Here is a 14,310-nt window from a genome sequence, read left to right as displayed (position 1 = left end):
CCTTCGTCCTAGCCGCGTCGCTTAAACCGGCTGAACTGAAACGCCTGGGTCGACTTCCACGGCGTGTGATGCGTCTCGCTCCGCGTCTCGATCAGCTCGAACTCCGGCCCAAGCTCCGCAGCAAGGCTCGCGCTATCGTGCCGCTGCACCGGCAGGCCGCTGCATTTCTCCGGGCCATCAGGCGCAAATGTCGCGATGATGACGTGGCCGCCGGGCGTAATCGCCGACCGCAGGCGCTCGACGTAAGCGGCCCTGTCGCGCGGATCGGTCAGGAAGTGAAATGCCGCGCGATCGTGCCAGAGGTTGTAGCTGTGCCCCGGCCGCCATGTCGTGGCGTCGGCAACGATCCAGTCGACTGCTGAGGCCGCCCCGCCGATTCGTTTCTTCGCCGCTTCAAGCGCGTTGGCGGAGAGATCCAGCACGGCGAGGTCGCGGTATCCGTCCCGCAGGAGAGCGTCCACCAGCCGCGAAGCACCGCCGCCGATGTCGATGATGGCGGCGCCATGGTCAGGACAGGCCGAACGGATCATCTCGAGCGAGATCGCCGGGCTGTCCTGAAACCAGCTTACCTCGGCCTCGCCCTTGGTGGCGTAGACGTTGTCCCAGTGGGTGCTGCGGTCGGACATGGCGGCTCCGGCCTAGCCGGGACGACAGCGCGCAAGTCGCGCTGCTATGAACCGGCGGCCCGCGCGCCCGCCGCAGGTGGACGCGCCGGCGCGAACGAAATCCCTACTCGTCCTTCTTCGACATCCGCTCGAGGCGTTCCTGCATGTCCTTCATCTGCTGACGCAGGTCGTCGATGTTGCTGGTGTCCGTCGGCGCCGCAGCGCTTGCGTCGGCCTCCGGTTCGGGGCTGGTCGCCGGACGGCCCGCGTTGGGGGCAAACGGCTTGAACATCGAGAAGGTCTGCTGGAACAGCTCCATGTTGCGGCGGACCTGTTCTTCCAACGGAGCAAAAGGAGTGCCGGAGAGCGAGTTGGCGATCTGCTTGCGGAACTTCTCCTGCTCCTGGGTCAGCGTCGCGATCGACTGCTCCAGATATTTCGGCACCACCATCTGCATGCTGTCGCCGTAGAAGCGGATGAGCTGGCGCAGGAAGGTGGTCGGCAGCAGGTTCTGGCCGGCCTTGTTCTCCTGCTCGAAGATGATCTGGGCGAGCACGGAGCGGGTGATGTCGTCGCCGGTCTTGGCGTCGTAGACCAGGAAATCCTCTCCGTCCTTGACCATGGCGGCGAGGTCTTCGAGCGTCACGTAGGTGCTCGTTCCGGTGTTATAGAGCCGGCGGTTCGCGTATTTCTTGATGGTGGTGGGTTGGTCTGATTTCGCCATGGGCTCTCACTTGCAAGCGCGGAGAACGGGAACCCGGCGGATAATGCCGCAGGGCGGGAAGAGTACGCAACGCAACAAAATAAGCATTTTCAAAGGGGTCACGCTACCGTTTTGTGCGCCACGGTTAATCGGGCAGCAAAAACGTGCTTGCGAAAGCGCCAAGAACGCTATTTTGAATGCGTTGCGGCATGAATTCGGTCGCCGGCCGATTGACATGCCTCAACGACGTTAACAGGATGCCATTCGAGACTGGCGAGCCGTTTCCCCAGCCCCGCCTGCCCCCTTTCAACACCAGGAGATGCCCATGTCAGACGATGTCGTCATCGTCAGCGCCGCCCGCACCCCGGTCGGAAGCTTCAACGGAGCGTTCGCGACCCTTCCCGCCCATGACCTCGGCGCCATCGCCATCAAGGCCGCGCTGGAGCGTGGTGGCATCGAGCCTGGCCGGGTCTCCGAAGTCATCATGGGTCAGATCCTGACCGCGGCTCAGGGTCAGAACCCGGCCCGCCAGGCCTCGATTGCCGCCGGCATTCCGGTGGAGAGCCCGGCCTGGGGCGTCAACCAGCTTTGCGGCTCGGGCCTGCGCACCGTCGCGTTGGGCTACCAGGCGCTGCTCAACGGCGATTCCGAGATCGTGGTCGCCGGCGGCCAGGAATCCATGAGCATGGCTCCGCACGCCCAGTATCTGCGCGGCGGCGTCAAGATGGGCCCGGTCGAGTTCGTCGACACCATGATCAAGGACGGCCTGTGGGATGCCTTCAACGGCTATCACATGGGGAATACGGCCGAGAACGTCGCGCGCCAGTGGCAGATTACCCGCGCCCAGCAGGACGAGTTCGCGGTCCACTCGCAGCAGAAGGCCGAGGCGGCGCAGAAGGCCGGCAAGTTCAACGACGAGATCGTTCCCGTCACCATCAAGACCCGCAAGGGCGACATCGTCGTCAGCGCCGACGAATATCCGCGTCATGGCGCAACGCTCGACGGGATGGCGAAGCTCAAGCCCGCCTTCGAGAAGGAAGGCACGGTCACCGCGGGTTCGGCCTCCGGCATCAACGACGGCGCCGCTGCCGTTGTGCTGATGACGGCGAAGCAGGCCGCCAAGGAAGGCAAGAAGCCGATCGCGCGCATCGTGTCCTGGGCGCAGGCCGGCGTCGATCCGAAGATCATGGGCTCGGGCCCGATCCCGGCCTCGCGCGCCGCGCTGAAGAAGGCCGGCTGGAGCGTCGGCGATCTCGACCTGATCGAGGCCAACGAGGCTTTCGCGGCGCAGGCCTGTGCCGTCAACAAGGATCTCGGCTGGGACACCTCGAAGGTCAACGTCAACGGCGGTGCGATCGCGATCGGCCATCCGGTCGGCGCTTCCGGCGCACGCGTGCTGGTGACGCTGCTGCACGAAATGCAGAAGCGCGATTCGAAGAAGGGCCTCGCCACGCTGTGCATCGGCGGCGGCATGGGTATCGCGATGTGCCTGGCGCGCGACTGAAGCTGACATCTAGCTTACGTGTCACTTGCGCGTGCGCTGCACACATAGATGAGTGCATCGCACGCGACTAAAAAGGCGGCGGTTGCAAATCAAATATTCTTCGCAACAGCGCCAGCCTCGACTAAATACAAACGCCCGGCTCGATGCCGGGCGTTTTGTTCTTGATGTCCGTCAAACCAACCGCATAATCCGCATCTAAAACGATCACTCAGAAACGTCCGCAGAGTCCAAGGGAAGGAATACGATATGGCACGTGTTGCACTGGTGACGGGTGGTACGCGGGGCATCGGAGCTGCGATCAGCAAGGCGCTGAAGGCGGCCGGCTACAAGGTCGCGGCAAGCTATGCCGGCAACGATGTGGCGGCGGAGAAGTTCAAGGCCGAGACCGGCATCGCCGTCTACAAATGGGACGTCAGCAATTTCGATGCTTGCGCCGAAGGCGTGAAGAAGGTCGAGGCCGAGCTCGGCCCCGTCGACGTGCTCGTCAACAATGCCGGCATCACCCGGGACACCGCCTTCCACAAGATGACGCTCGAGCAGTGGAACGCCGTGATCAACACCAATCTCGGCTCGCTGTTCAACATGACGCGCCAGGTGATCGAAGGCATGCGTGCGCGCAAGTTCGGCCGCGTCATCTCGATCTCGTCGATCAACGGCCAGAAGGGGCAATTCGGCCAGGTCAACTATTCCGCAGCAAAGGCCGGCGACATCGGCTTCACCAAGGCGCTCGCGATCGAGAACGCCAAGGGCGGCATTACCGTCAACGCGATCGCACCGGGCTACATCAACACCGAGATGGTGCAGGCGGTGCCGAAGGACGTGCTGGAAAAGAACGTGATCCCGCAGATCCCGGTCAATCGTCTCGGCGAACCCGAGGAGATCGCGCGCGCCGTGGTGTTCCTCGCCGCCGACGAGGCCGGCTTCATCACCGGCTCGACGCTGACCATCAATGGCGGCCAGTATCACGCCTGATAGGGCGTCAAGCCTGTAGATTCAGGCGCGACAAGGCGATAGTGAAGACGAAATGCCCGGCCTCGTGCCGGGCATCATCGTCCTCAGGGCCTTTCGATTGATGACCCCGCGCACAGCCACACTGATCGGATTGACCGCGATCCTGATGTGGTCGCTGCTTTCCGTGATGACGGTGGCGACCGGAAAGATTCCGGCGTTCCAGCTCGCCGCCATGACGTTCGCGATCGGCGGTCTCGTCGGCCTCCTCACCTGGGTCGGCCGCGGCGATGCGGCGAGGAGCTTGCGTCAGCCGCTGGTCGTATGGGTCGTCGGCGTCGGTGGCCTGTTCGGCTATCACGCACTGTATTTCCTGGCGCTGCGCTTTGCGCCGCCGGCCGAAGCCGGTCTTTTGAATTACATGTGGCCGCTCCTGATCGTGCTGTTCTCGTCGTTCCTGCCGGGCGAGCGGCTTGCGGTGCATCACATCATTGGCGCCGTGCTCGGCCTGGTCGGCACCGTGCTGCTGTTCGCCGGGAGCACCTCCGGCTTCGCGCCGGGCCAGCTGCCGGGATTGATCGCGGCGTTCATCGCGGCGTTCGTCTGGGCGACCTATTCGGTGCTGTCGCGGCGATTGAAGGCGGTGCCGACCGATGCGGTCGCGGGCTTCTGCCTTGCCACCGCGGCGCTTGCCGCGCTGATGCATGGTCTGCTTGAAACCACGGTGTGGCCGGAGACGCCGCTGCAATGGCTCTCCGTGGCCGCTCTCGGCATCGGCCCCGTCGGCGCCGCGTTCTACGCCTGGGACATCGGCATGAAGCGCGGCGACATCCGCGTGCTCGGCGCCGCATCCTATGCGACGCCGCTGCTCTCGACCGGATTCCTCATCGCCGCCGGTTTTGCAAAAGCCAGCGCCAACATCGCCATCGCCGCGATCCTGATCGCCGGCGGCGGCCTGATCGCGGCGAAGGATATGGTGCTGCGGAAGCGGTGACAGTTGTTGCCGGGTTCGCCGCCACGCGGCGCCAGGGAATGACAGTGCGCCTTACGGCTCCCAGCCCTTCGGCGCGAGCTCGAATTTTGCGAACTCGAATGCGGGCGCTACGGTGCAACCGACCAGCGTCCACTCTCCCATGCTCTCCGCCATCTGCCAGGCATTCGCCGGCACGATCCCCTGCGGCCGCTCGCCGCTCACAAGGTCCGTGCCGAGCCGCACCTCGTGTTGCGAGCAGCCTTCATGCGCGATGCGCAGCGTCAGCGGGCTGCCGGCGTAGTAGTGCCAGATCTCCACGGCGTCGATGCGATGCCAATGCGAGCGTTCGCCGCGCGCGAGCAGGAAATAAATGAGGGTCGAGCGCGACCGGCCGTTGGTATCAGTGGTCTGATCGCGAAACGTCTCGCGGTAGTGGCCGCCTTCGGGATGCGGGCGGAGTTCGAGGCGTGCGATGATCTCGGCTGCGGTCGGCATCGATCCCCGTCAGGATTTCTTCTTCAGGACTTGTTCTTGCGCTCGCGCAGTTCGCCAAACACCGCGGCAGCGTCCGCGCCCTTCATGTGTAGCCTGGTTGCGACCGACGGTTCATCAGCACGCAGGAACACGTTTGCTCGCTTCTCGTCACCAAGTAGTGAAGGAATGGTCGGCTTGTTCTCGGCCCGCAGCTTCGCCACTTCCGCCGCGCGTGCCTGGAGCGCCACATTGTCGGGGTCGATGGTGAGTGCGAACTTGACGTTGGACGCGGTGTATTCGTGCCCGCAATAGAGCTTGAAGTCGTCAGGCAGCGCCCGCAGTTTCAGAAGCGAGTCCCACATCATCGGGTAGTCGCCTTCGAACACGCGGCCGCAGCCGATCGAGAACAGCGTGTCGGCCGCGAACAGCGTCTTCTCATTGTCGAACACGTAGGAGATGTGGTCGAGCGTGTGGCCGGGCGTCTCCAGTACGCGCCCCAGCAAGCTGCCGACCTTGACGATGTCTGCATTGGCGACGCGCAGGTCGACGTTGGCGATCTCAGTCGTCTTGTCATGCGGCGCGACGACGCGGCAATTGTATTTCTGCTTGAGTTCTGCGACCCCGCCGACATGATCGCCATGATGATGGGTGATCAGGATGTCGGTGAGCTGCCAGCCCTCGCGCTCAAGCGCCTTCAGGATGGGGCCGGCCTCCGGCGCGTCGATCGACGCCGTCGCCTTGGTTTCCACATCGTGGATCAGATAACCGAAATTGTCGTTTAAACAGGTGAAAGTACGAATTTCGGCGGCCATGTCATCTCCATCGCGCTCAGCCCCGCAGACAAATATGGCGTTAACGTTGCGCAGGCAATGCAATATTCCGGGCGCGGGAGCCGCCTCGTGCATGTTACATTGCCGTCATGACCATTGATGTCGTCGACCTCCGCGAGTTCTACTCCCGTCGCCTCGGGATTGTGGCGCGGCAAATGATCAATCGCGGCATCAGGGAGCGCTGGCCGACCGCCGCGGGCCAGCGTGTGCTCGGCATCGGCTATCCCACGCCCTATCTCGGCCTGTTCCGCGAGGACGCGGAGCGCTGCATCGCCTTCATGCCGTCGGCGCAGGGTGTCTTGAAATGGCCGACGGGCCGGCCGGCGCTGGCCTCGCTGGTCGATGAATTCTCGCTGCCGCTTCCTGACGCCGCGGTCGACCGGATCCTGCTGATTCATGCGCTGGAGATGTCGGACGATCCGGCCGCGCTCTTGCGCGAGGTGTGGCGGGTGCTGTCGCCCTCCGGCCGCGTGATCGCGGTGATCCCGAACCGGCGCGGGGTATGGACCCGTACCGACAGCACGCCGTTCGGTCACGGCCGGCCCTATTCGCGCTCGCAGATCACCGACCTGTTGCGCCAGACCTGGTTCACGCCAACCGCCTGGGGCGAGGCGCTGTTCATGCCGCCCTATGCCGGCGGCTGGGTGCTGAAATCGGCGCAGGTGTGGGAGCGCGCGGGCGCGGCGCTGTCGCTGCCCTTTGCCGGCGTGCACATTGTCGAGGCGACCAAGCAGGTCTATCGCGCGATCCCCGCCAAGCGCGAGCGCGCGCGGCTGATTCCCTCGTTGAAGCCGGTGCTGGTGCCGTCCTCGACGGTGACGCGCACTTGAAAACAAATCGTCCCGACGCGAGGCCGGGACGATTGCAGATTAGAATATCGGAACAAGCTTACTCGCCGGAGGCGACTTCGTCGCTGGAGCCGGCCGGAGCCGCCTCGCGCTCGGGGCGCGGGCCATGCGGCCGGCGGCGCCGCCGCGGAAAGCGTTCGCCGCCACCGCCGCCTTCCAGGCCGCCCTGACCGCCATTCGCGGCACTATTCGCTTGCGGCTGTGCGCCGGTGATGAAGGAGGGCAGGCGATCGACGCTGCCGGCGTCGGCAACGACGGGCTGCGGCTGGTTCAGCGGCAGCGGCTGCGGCTGATATTGCGGCTGCGCACGATGGTCGCGTTCGCGATGTTCGCGGGGCTGCTGGTTGTCGCGCTGATAGGGCTGCTGGCCGTCACGCGGCTGATGATCACGCTGGTGATCGCGCTGGCCGTCGCGGTCGCGCATGAAGGGCTGTTGCTGCTGCGGCGGCTGCGGGACGAAGCCCGGCTCCTGGCCGAAATTCGAGAAATTCTCGCCGTCGTCCTCGCTGTCGTCGCCGCTGTTGCTGACGGGCTCGTCGCCGCGCGGCTGCTGGTTCTGGCGGAACTGTTCCTGGGCTGCCGCGATCAGGCGGAAATAATGCTCGGCGTGCTGGTAGTAGTTCTCGGCGGCGACCGGGTCGCCGGAAGAGCGCGCATCGCGCGCGAGCTGAAGATATTTTTCGGCGATGTGCGAAGCCGTGCCGCGGATCTTGATGTCGGGTCCGTTCGATTCGTAAACCCGGGTCATCGGGTTCTGGCCGCGCCGGTTGTTGTTGTTGTTATTATTATTGTTATTGCGGTTGCGCATCCGCTGCTTGTTCTGACCGTTTCTCATGTCCTGCCTTTAATTCCAGCCCTAAAGGTTGCACGCATTACTGATTGCTCGGAGTGACCTGATGACAGCGGTTCACATCTCTCATGCGCACCGCGCGCAAGAGCGGCTTGAACCCTGCCGATGTCCGTCGACCGTCGCGTTCAACAAAGACGCGTTCCCCACCCGCTAGCATCCATTGCCAGCGAACCCATTCATATCGCCTGCCGAAACAAGCCCAGCTTTGTTGCGTAAGTCTTCAAGCGCAATATCAGGCTTTCGTTCACTTTGCGGTCGGAGAGCAGCGCAGCTCCAATGGCCATCGCGCTCAACAGGACCTGCGGCTTGGAACCTTTAAATCAGTAAAGCTCTCGCCCGAGAGCCCGGCTTTTACCCGTAGGTCTACGGGGCCGGCACCGATGTGTTGACCGGAACGTAGTCGTTCCCAAGGGATATTCCAAGAGGTTTTTTGCAACCCAATCCGGCTTTTATGGGGGCATTTTTCGGGCCGAAACCGCCCGCGGGATGCCCGCCAAATCGGCCTTGGGCGGCCTGTCCACAGACAACGCGGCAGCCGTCATCAAGGTTTCAATATCGCGGGCCTGCCCTTGCCCCGCCTCGACGATCAACGCCCCGCCGGGGGCGAGCCGCTCGGCCGCCTGCGGGATCAGGGCGCGGTAGGCGTCATAGCCGTCATTGCCGCCGTCGAGCGCCAGATGCGGATCGTGCTCGCGCACATCGAGGCTCAATTTCGGAATTTCCCCTGAGGGAATATAGGGCGGATTCGACACGATGAGATCGAACGGGCCGCGCAGCGCCGCCGCATAGGAGCAGGCGACGAAGCCGGAGCGGCCGGCGAGGTCCAGAGCTGCGGCATTGCTCCGCGCGGTGGCGAGCGCGGAGAGGCTGAGATCGGTTCCGACACCGAAGGCATCGGGAATTTCGTGCAGCAGCGCGAGCAGGATCGCGCCGGATCCGGTGCCGATATCCGCGATTCGCGGGCGCGGCCCCGATATCGTGGCCTCCCGAAAGATCTCCAGTGCCAGTTCGACCACGGTCTCGGTGTCCGGCCGCGGCACCAGCGTCGCCTCGGACAGTTGGAACGGCAGGCCCCAGAATTCGCGCGCGCCGAGAATGCGGGCGACCGGCTCATGCGCGAGACGGCGTTGCGCATAGGCTTCGAGTCGCGCAGCCTCTTCGGGCGTGAGCTGGCGCGCCGCCTGCGTGACGATGCCGGTCAAATCAAGCCTCAGCGCGGCTCCGACGAGCAGGCGCGCGTCGAGGCCGGGCTCTTCGATGCCGGCCGATTGCAGTCGCGCCGCAAGCGCGCGCCGCGCGCTCTCGATGCTGTGTCCGGAATCGAAACCTGTCGCCAATGGAGCCATCCTGCCTGGCATCGTGGATAGATCGGCGGCATTGCTTGCGTCAACGGAAAGGAGCGCGTCTGATCGCACCTCGCAGCGAGGAGGGATCCATGGCGGCTTACGACGATCAGAACGTCTTCGCAAAGATCCTGCGCGGCGAAATCCCCTGCTTCGAGGTTTTCAGCGACGACCGCAGCCTCGCCTTCCTCGACATCATGCCGCGCTCGCCCGGACACACGCTGGTCATCCCCCGGGCGCCGGCGCGTGGCATCCTCGACATCGCGGATGACGATCTCGCCGCGGTCGCCCGAACCGGCAAACGGATCGCGATTGCGGCGATGAAGGCGTTCGACGCCGAGGGTATCATCCTGCAGCAGTTCAGCGAACCGGCGAGCGGGCAGGTGGTCTTCCACCTGCACATGCACGTCATGCCGGTCAGGGCCGGAATCGAGCTGCTGCCGGCGCAGACGCGCAAGGAAGACATGGCCGTGCTCGCCGATCACGCCAAGCGGATGATTGCCGCACTTGGCAGTTGATCGAGATAGCGCTGCAGCAAGACCGTAGGACGGGTAGAGCTGTTGCGAAATCCATCATCGAGACAATCTCGAAATCGACTGGCGCAGCTTCGCTCCACCGAAACTGCGAGCCAGCGATCTTTCATCGAACCTTCATCAGTTCCTGTTCAGCGGGCGGGGTCGAAGGGGAGAGCCAATCGGACATTCGAGCGCGGCACGATCCCAGCGTCCGACATCAGCTGCTGCCTGATAGGTGGTTTGCAGAAACGCCATGAGCGTGGCCTCTGGCTCGCTGGATTTTCGCACAAGGTCGTAGGGCAGGAGATATTCGCCGAGCTTCCGATCGAAGTATGCGCCCGCCGGCATGACCTGTCCGTCAGCAAAGCCATTCGGCGTGGGGTAGGCATAGGAGTAGAAGGCCGCAAAGTCTGTACCACCTCCGCCCGGCCAAAAGCCGGCGGACGAGACCTCATCGCTATAGGCCTCGCGTGTCACGACGTCCGGCAAACCCGGGACGCCACCCGGGTGAAGCGGAGCGGAACGCCCAGAGAAGCGCGTCACCGCGAGATCGAAGCTGCCCCAGAAGAGATGGACCGGACTGACCTTCCCGGTGAACCCCGTCCGAAACCGATAAAACACTCCGCTGATTGCGACGAGGGCGCGGAAGAACCGCGTCACGGCGTCTGCGTCATAAGGCCTGATTTGGCGGTCCTGCGTGAACGGGATCGGATCCGGGACCTCACTGGGCCGACCGTCAAATTCTGGTGTTCCGCCGAGATGTCCTACCAAATCACAGAACCGGGCGTGAAATTCGGCGACGGACATTCGCCCGAGCGGCATTTCCGCCCTGCACCCATCAGTTGCTTCTCCGATCAGGACGTGACGGGAGAGATCGAAGACGATCTCGATACCTGATGCGTCTGGAATCAGCGAAGTCGTGAGCCCGCGTGCATTCACGTAGAAGGTCGCGTGCCAGGAATGGTTGACCCATGGCGTTCTCGCGAGCCGATACTTGCCGACAATCTGGCAATACAGATGAAGCGCGGAACAGGTTTCGCGCCATGCCTCGAAGGGGATCTCCGGCCAGATCGCGCTCATAGCATCTCCTCCCTCAGGTTCGGTTCGGCTTGGCAAGACCTCACCTCGGCTAAAGGCGACCCTGTGTCCGCTTTGGGCCCAAGGCGACATTCCGGGGCGAGGCCGCATGCTGCGCCTTCGAAAGCAGATACCCCGGAGTTTAGGGGGACTCGACCTAGACGCCAAGGTATCGCTGCAGCAGCTCCGGCTGGGCCTTGAGCTCCTGCGCCGGCCCCTCGTGCACGATGTGGCCGTTGTTGATGATATAGATCCGTGTCGCCAGCGCCAGCGTCGCCGCCAGATTCTGCTCGACCAGCACGATGGTCTGGCCGGCGGCTGCGAGCTCGCGGCAGGCCTTGACGAGATCGTGGACGATGACGGGCGCGAGCCCCTCGAACGGCTCGTCCAGCAGCACGATCTTGGGATCGCGCACCAGCGCCCGGGCGATCGCGAGCATCTGCTGTTCGCCGCCGGAGAGCTCGGTGCCGCGGTTGTTGCGCCGCTCCTTCAGCCGCGGAAACATCTCGTAGATGCGCTCAAGCGGCCAGCGCTCCGGTGCGGTGATCCCGGCGAGGACGATGTTCTCCTCCACCGACAAGCTGCCGAAGATCCGGCGCTCCTCGTGCACGAGCTGCATGCCGGCCTGCGCGATTCTGTGGCTCTTGCGTCCGGCGATATCGATGCCGTCGAACTTCACGCTGCCGCTGCGGGGCGTCACGACGCCCATCAGGCTCTTGAGCGTCGTGCTCTTGCCGGCGCCGTTCCGCCCGAGCAGTGCCACCACCTCGTGCCGCTCGACGCGCATGGCGACGTCGAACAGGATGTGGGAGTCCCCGTAATAGCTGTTCAGGCCATTGACCTCGATCAGGCTCATGCGGCGATCTCTCCGTGAACGCCGCCGAGATAGGCTTCCTGCACCGCAGCGTTGGTCCTGATTTCCTCCGGCGTGCCGTCCAGCAACACCTTGCCCTCCTGGAGCACCGTCACGCGCTCGACCAGCTCGAACAGCGAATCCATGTCGTGGTCGATGATGATCATGGTGCGCCCGCGCGCGATCGATTTGAGCAGCTTGACGGTCTCGACCCGCTCGCGCGGGCTCATGCCCGCGAGCGGCTCGTCGAGCAGCAGCAGGCGCGGCGAGGTGGCGAGCGCAAGCCCGATCTCCAGCCGGCGCTTCTCGCCATAGGCGAGCTCGGATACCGGCGTGTCGGCGCGGCGGGTCAAATTGACCAGGGCAAGCGTGTGCGCCACCTGCTCCGTCAGGCCCTTCACGCCCGAGAGCTTGCGGAACAGGTCGAGCCGGAATTTGCCGCGCAGCTCGGCGAGTGCTGCGATCGTCAGGTTCTGCCGCACGGTGAGGCCAGTGAAGAGCTGGTTGACCTGGTAGCTCTTGGTGAGCCCGAGCTGGCAAACCTCGGTGACCTTCAATCCCGTGATGTCGCGGCCCTCGAACACGATCTGGCCGGAGGTCGGCGCGATCTCGCAGGTCAGCATCTTGAAGAAGGTCGATTTGCCGGCGCCGTTGGGGCCGATGATGCCGCGCAGCTCGCCCTGATTGACGCTGAAATCGATGTCGCTGTTGGCGACGAGACCGCCATAGCGCTTGGTCAGACCGGTGGCTTTCAGGATCGGCCCGGAATAGGCGGGATGCGCGACCTCCTTGGCCCGCATCGGCGCCGGCGGAGCTTGCTGTGGCGTCTCGATCTCGGCCTCCTCCTCCGTCTCCGCAGCCTTCCGCGCTCGCTTGCCGGACGCGAGGCCGTAGAGATCGACGAGGCCGCCCACAATGCCGCCGCGCAGGAAGCAGACCAGCACCACGAACACGACGCCGAGCACCAGCTTCCAGGCCGCCCCGAGGCCCAGCGCGGACTGGAGGAAATCCTGAAGGAAGAGCCAAACTGTTGCGCCGACCAGCGGTCCGAACAACGTGCCGCGGCCGCCAATGGCGGTCTGCATCACGAGCTGGCCCGAGGTGTCGAAGGTGAAGGCGTCGGGCGGCATGAAGGCCTGCAACACGCCGAGCAGGCCGCCGGCGAAGCCCGCATAGGCCGCAGCGATCACGAAGGCGGTCAACTTGTAGCCGTGGATGTTGTGGCCGACGGCGGTGGCGCGCAGCGGATTGTCGCGGATCGCGCTGAAGATGGCGCCGACAGGCGAGCGGACGATCCTGAGCGCGATGATGACGCCGATGAAGTAGCACAGCGCGATGAACTGATAGAGCGACCAGCCATTGGTGAAGTGGATGGTGGTGAAGCCGAGATTGAAGCTCGGCGTCGGTACGCCCGGCAGGCCGTTCTCGCCGCCGGTGAAATCCGAGAGCGGATTGAACTCGACGAAGAAGAACACCTCCGCGATCGCCACGGTGATCATGGCGAAATAGATGCCGGTGCGGCGCAGCGCGATCAGGCCGATCAAATAGCCGGTCGCCGCCGCCGCGATCATGCCGATGATCAGTGCGCCCAGCACGTTGCCGAAGCCCGCACGGGTCAGGAGGTAGGCCGCGACGAAGCCGCCGGTGCCGTAGAAGGCGGACTGGCCGAACGACAGCAGGCCGGTGAATCCGAACAGGATGTCGAAGCCGAGCCCGAACAGGCCCCAGACCAGGATCCGGTTCACGGTGTTCGGGGCGAAGCCGAGATGAGGCAGCACGAACGGGGCTGCGATCAAACCGATCGCGGTCAGGGTTTCGATCAGGAACGGGCGTTGCTTGAGCATCAGGAAATCGCTTACTCGCGGCCCTGGACGCCGAGCAGGCCATGCGGTCGCACCACGAGCACGAGCGTCATCGCCGCAAACAGCATCACATAGGCGTAGCCGGGGTTGAACATGGAGGTGACGCTGATGATCTCGCCTGCGATCAGGCCGCCGAGGATCGCGCCTGGAAACGAGCCGACACCGCCGATCACCACCACGACGAAGGTCTGGACCAGGATGTCGTCGCCGATGCCAGGTGTCAGCGACACCACCGGCGCGTTGACGATGCCGGCAAATCCGGCGGCCATCGCGCCGATGCCGAACACGACCATGAAGACGCGGTAGACGTTGATGCCGAGCGAATCGACCATCACCGAATCCTCGATGCCGGCGCGCACGATCATGCCGAGCCGGGTCCGGTAGAGGACGATGAACAGCGCGCCGAGCGCGACCGCGACGATGCCGACGACGGCGAGGCGGTAGGTCGGATAGAACATGAAGCCGAGATTGGTGATGCCCTGGAACAGCGCCGGCGGCGGCACCAGCTGCGACTGGCTCGAGAAGATCAGGCGCACCAGCTCCACGAAACAGATGCCTAGCCCGAAGGTCACCAGCAGCTGATCCTCGTGCGGGCGATGATAGAAATGGCGGATGATGACGCGTTCCATCGCGACGCCGAGCAGCATTACGAACAGCGAGCCCGCGATGACGGCGATGATGAAGGACTCCGTGTACTGGTAGGCGACGAAACCGGCATAGCCGCCGATCATGAACATCGCGCCATGCGCGAGGTTGAGCACGCCGAGCGTGCCGTAGATGATGGTCAGGCCGGAGCTGATCAGCGCGAGCAGGGCGCCGAGCGCGAGCCCGTTGAAAAGCTGCGAAACGAGGTTGGGCCAACTGATCATGCGACAATCGCCGTTGTGGCGCGCCATGGTGCGCGTCAGAAAAAGGTGACGCCGCA

General features: G+C 64.3%; 15 protein-coding genes. 5 read left to right on the top strand and 10 right to left on the bottom strand.

Annotated elements, in window-relative coordinates; genetic code table 11:
* Positions 1–8 precede the first annotated feature (8 nt).
* Together CT676_RS21575 and phaR are read right to left on the bottom strand one after the other, a co-directional pair.
* Positions 9–626 (bottom strand): class I SAM-dependent methyltransferase, encoded by a 618-nt coding sequence (locus tag CT676_RS21575; protein WP_085403615.1) that lies wholly within the window; start codon positions 624–626, stop codon positions 9–11.
* A 103-nt stretch (positions 627–729) separates the two neighbouring features.
* Positions 730–1,329, bottom strand: coding sequence for a polyhydroxyalkanoate synthesis repressor PhaR (gene phaR, locus CT676_RS21570; protein ID WP_071908507.1), 600 nt, complete (start codon positions 1,327–1,329; stop codon positions 730–732).
* 304 nt (positions 1,330–1,633) lie between these two features.
* Between phaR and CT676_RS21565 the strand changes: the two genes are divergently transcribed.
* The 3 genes from CT676_RS21565 (at position 1,634) to CT676_RS21555 (ending at position 4,754) form a co-directional block, all read left to right on the top strand.
* Positions 1,634–2,812, top strand: a complete 1,179-nt coding sequence (locus tag CT676_RS21565; RefSeq protein ID WP_063986017.1) for an acetyl-CoA C-acetyltransferase — start codon at positions 1,634–1,636, stop codon at positions 2,810–2,812.
* A 246-nt stretch (positions 2,813–3,058) separates the two neighbouring features.
* Positions 3,059–3,784 (top strand): acetoacetyl-CoA reductase, encoded by a 726-nt coding sequence (gene phbB / locus CT676_RS21560; protein WP_085403614.1) that lies wholly within the window; start codon positions 3,059–3,061, stop codon positions 3,782–3,784.
* Between the two features lie 100 nt (positions 3,785–3,884).
* The gene (locus CT676_RS21555; protein ID WP_085403701.1) at positions 3,885–4,754 is read left to right on the top strand and encodes an EamA family transporter; all 870 of its coding nucleotides are present in this window, start codon (positions 3,885–3,887) and stop codon (positions 4,752–4,754) included.
* 51 nt (positions 4,755–4,805) lie between these two features.
* Here CT676_RS21555 and CT676_RS21550 read toward each other — a convergent pair whose 3' ends face one another.
* A complete protein-coding gene (locus tag CT676_RS21550; protein ID WP_014490443.1) occupies positions 4,806–5,228 on the bottom strand; it encodes a cupin domain-containing protein in 423 nt (140 codons plus the stop codon).
* Positions 5,229–5,251: 23 nt separating this feature from the next.
* On the bottom strand, positions 5,252–6,019 hold the full coding sequence (gene gloB / locus CT676_RS21545) for a hydroxyacylglutathione hydrolase (protein WP_085403613.1): 768 nt from the start codon (positions 6,017–6,019) through the stop codon (positions 5,252–5,254).
* Between the two features lie 107 nt (positions 6,020–6,126).
* On the opposite strand from gloB, the gene CT676_RS21540 reads away from it, so the two are divergent.
* Positions 6,127–6,867 carry a methyltransferase domain-containing protein gene (locus tag CT676_RS21540; RefSeq protein ID WP_014490441.1) on the top strand — a complete coding sequence of 247 codons (741 nt, stop codon included), beginning with the start codon at positions 6,127–6,129 and terminating at the stop codon, positions 6,865–6,867.
* Positions 6,868–6,925: 58 nt separating this feature from the next.
* Here the strand turns inward: CT676_RS21540 and CT676_RS21535 are convergent, their stop codons facing one another.
* A complete protein-coding gene (locus tag CT676_RS21535) occupies positions 6,926–7,720 on the bottom strand; it encodes a DUF4167 domain-containing protein (RefSeq protein WP_085403612.1) in 795 nt (264 codons plus the stop codon).
* A gap of 464 nt (positions 7,721–8,184) precedes the next feature.
* A complete protein-coding gene (gene prmC / locus CT676_RS21530; protein WP_135215342.1) occupies positions 8,185–9,081 on the bottom strand; it encodes a peptide chain release factor N(5)-glutamine methyltransferase in 897 nt (298 codons plus the stop codon).
* Between the two features lie 89 nt (positions 9,082–9,170).
* Between prmC and CT676_RS21525 the strand changes: the two genes are divergently transcribed.
* Positions 9,171–9,596, top strand: a complete 426-nt coding sequence (locus tag CT676_RS21525; protein ID WP_135215341.1) for an HIT family protein — start codon at positions 9,171–9,173, stop codon at positions 9,594–9,596.
* A gap of 135 nt (positions 9,597–9,731) precedes the next feature.
* On the opposite strand, the gene CT676_RS21520 is transcribed toward CT676_RS21525, so the two are convergent.
* The 4 genes from CT676_RS21520 to CT676_RS21505 form a co-directional block, all read right to left on the bottom strand.
* Positions 9,732–10,673, bottom strand: a complete 942-nt coding sequence (locus CT676_RS21520; RefSeq protein ID WP_135215340.1) for a DUF5996 family protein — start codon at positions 10,671–10,673, stop codon at positions 9,732–9,734.
* A 154-nt stretch (positions 10,674–10,827) separates the two neighbouring features.
* Positions 10,828–11,526, bottom strand: coding sequence for an ABC transporter ATP-binding protein (locus CT676_RS21515; protein WP_135215339.1), 699 nt, complete (start codon positions 11,524–11,526; stop codon positions 10,828–10,830).
* On the bottom strand, positions 11,523–13,367 hold the full coding sequence (locus tag CT676_RS21510) for a branched-chain amino acid ABC transporter ATP-binding protein/permease (protein ID WP_135215338.1): 1,845 nt from the start codon (positions 13,365–13,367) through the stop codon (positions 11,523–11,525). The genes CT676_RS21515 and CT676_RS21510 overlap by 4 nt, the downstream gene beginning before the upstream one ends.
* 11 nt (positions 13,368–13,378) lie before the next feature.
* The gene (locus CT676_RS21505) at positions 13,379–14,254 is read right to left on the bottom strand and encodes a branched-chain amino acid ABC transporter permease (protein WP_014490434.1); all 876 of its coding nucleotides are present in this window, start codon (positions 14,252–14,254) and stop codon (positions 13,379–13,381) included.
* Positions 14,255–14,310 lie beyond the last annotated feature (56 nt).

The sequence above is a fragment of the Bradyrhizobium sp. MOS001 genome, from assembly GCF_004634465.1.
In the GTDB taxonomy this organism is placed as follows: Bacteria; Pseudomonadota; Alphaproteobacteria; order Rhizobiales; family Xanthobacteraceae; genus Bradyrhizobium; species Bradyrhizobium barranii.
This window is presented reverse-complemented; position numbering and strand designations above follow the sequence as displayed.

Coding starts and splice junctions, on each gene's coding strand:
- CT676_RS21575 (WP_085403615.1), bottom strand. CDS start 626: ATGTCCGACCGCAGCACCCACTGGGACAACGTCTACGCCACCAAGGGC.
- phaR (WP_071908507.1), bottom strand. CDS start 1,329: ATGGCGAAATCAGACCAACCCACCACCATCAAGAAATACGCGAACCGC.
- CT676_RS21565 (WP_063986017.1), top strand. CDS start 1,634: ATGTCAGACGATGTCGTCATCGTCAGCGCCGCCCGCACCCCGGTCGGA.
- phbB (WP_085403614.1), top strand. CDS start 3,059: ATGGCACGTGTTGCACTGGTGACGGGTGGTACGCGGGGCATCGGAGCT.
- CT676_RS21555 (WP_085403701.1), top strand. CDS start 3,885: ATGACCCCGCGCACAGCCACACTGATCGGATTGACCGCGATCCTGATG.
- CT676_RS21550 (WP_014490443.1), bottom strand. CDS start 5,228: ATGCCGACCGCAGCCGAGATCATCGCACGCCTCGAACTCCGCCCGCAT.
- gloB (WP_085403613.1), bottom strand. CDS start 6,019: ATGGCCGCCGAAATTCGTACTTTCACCTGTTTAAACGACAATTTCGGT.
- CT676_RS21540 (WP_014490441.1), top strand. CDS start 6,127: ATGACCATTGATGTCGTCGACCTCCGCGAGTTCTACTCCCGTCGCCTC.
- CT676_RS21535 (WP_085403612.1), bottom strand. CDS start 7,720: ATGAGAAACGGTCAGAACAAGCAGCGGATGCGCAACCGCAATAACAAT.
- prmC (WP_135215342.1), bottom strand. CDS start 9,081: ATGGCTCCATTGGCGACAGGTTTCGATTCCGGACACAGCATCGAGAGC.
- CT676_RS21525 (WP_135215341.1), top strand. CDS start 9,171: ATGGCGGCTTACGACGATCAGAACGTCTTCGCAAAGATCCTGCGCGGC.
- CT676_RS21520 (WP_135215340.1), bottom strand. CDS start 10,673: ATGAGCGCGATCTGGCCGGAGATCCCCTTCGAGGCATGGCGCGAAACC.
- CT676_RS21515 (WP_135215339.1), bottom strand. CDS start 11,526: ATGAGCCTGATCGAGGTCAATGGCCTGAACAGCTATTACGGGGACTCC.
- CT676_RS21510 (WP_135215338.1), bottom strand. CDS start 13,367: ATGCTCAAGCAACGCCCGTTCCTGATCGAAACCCTGACCGCGATCGGT.
- CT676_RS21505 (WP_014490434.1), bottom strand. CDS start 14,254: ATGATCAGTTGGCCCAACCTCGTTTCGCAGCTTTTCAACGGGCTCGCG.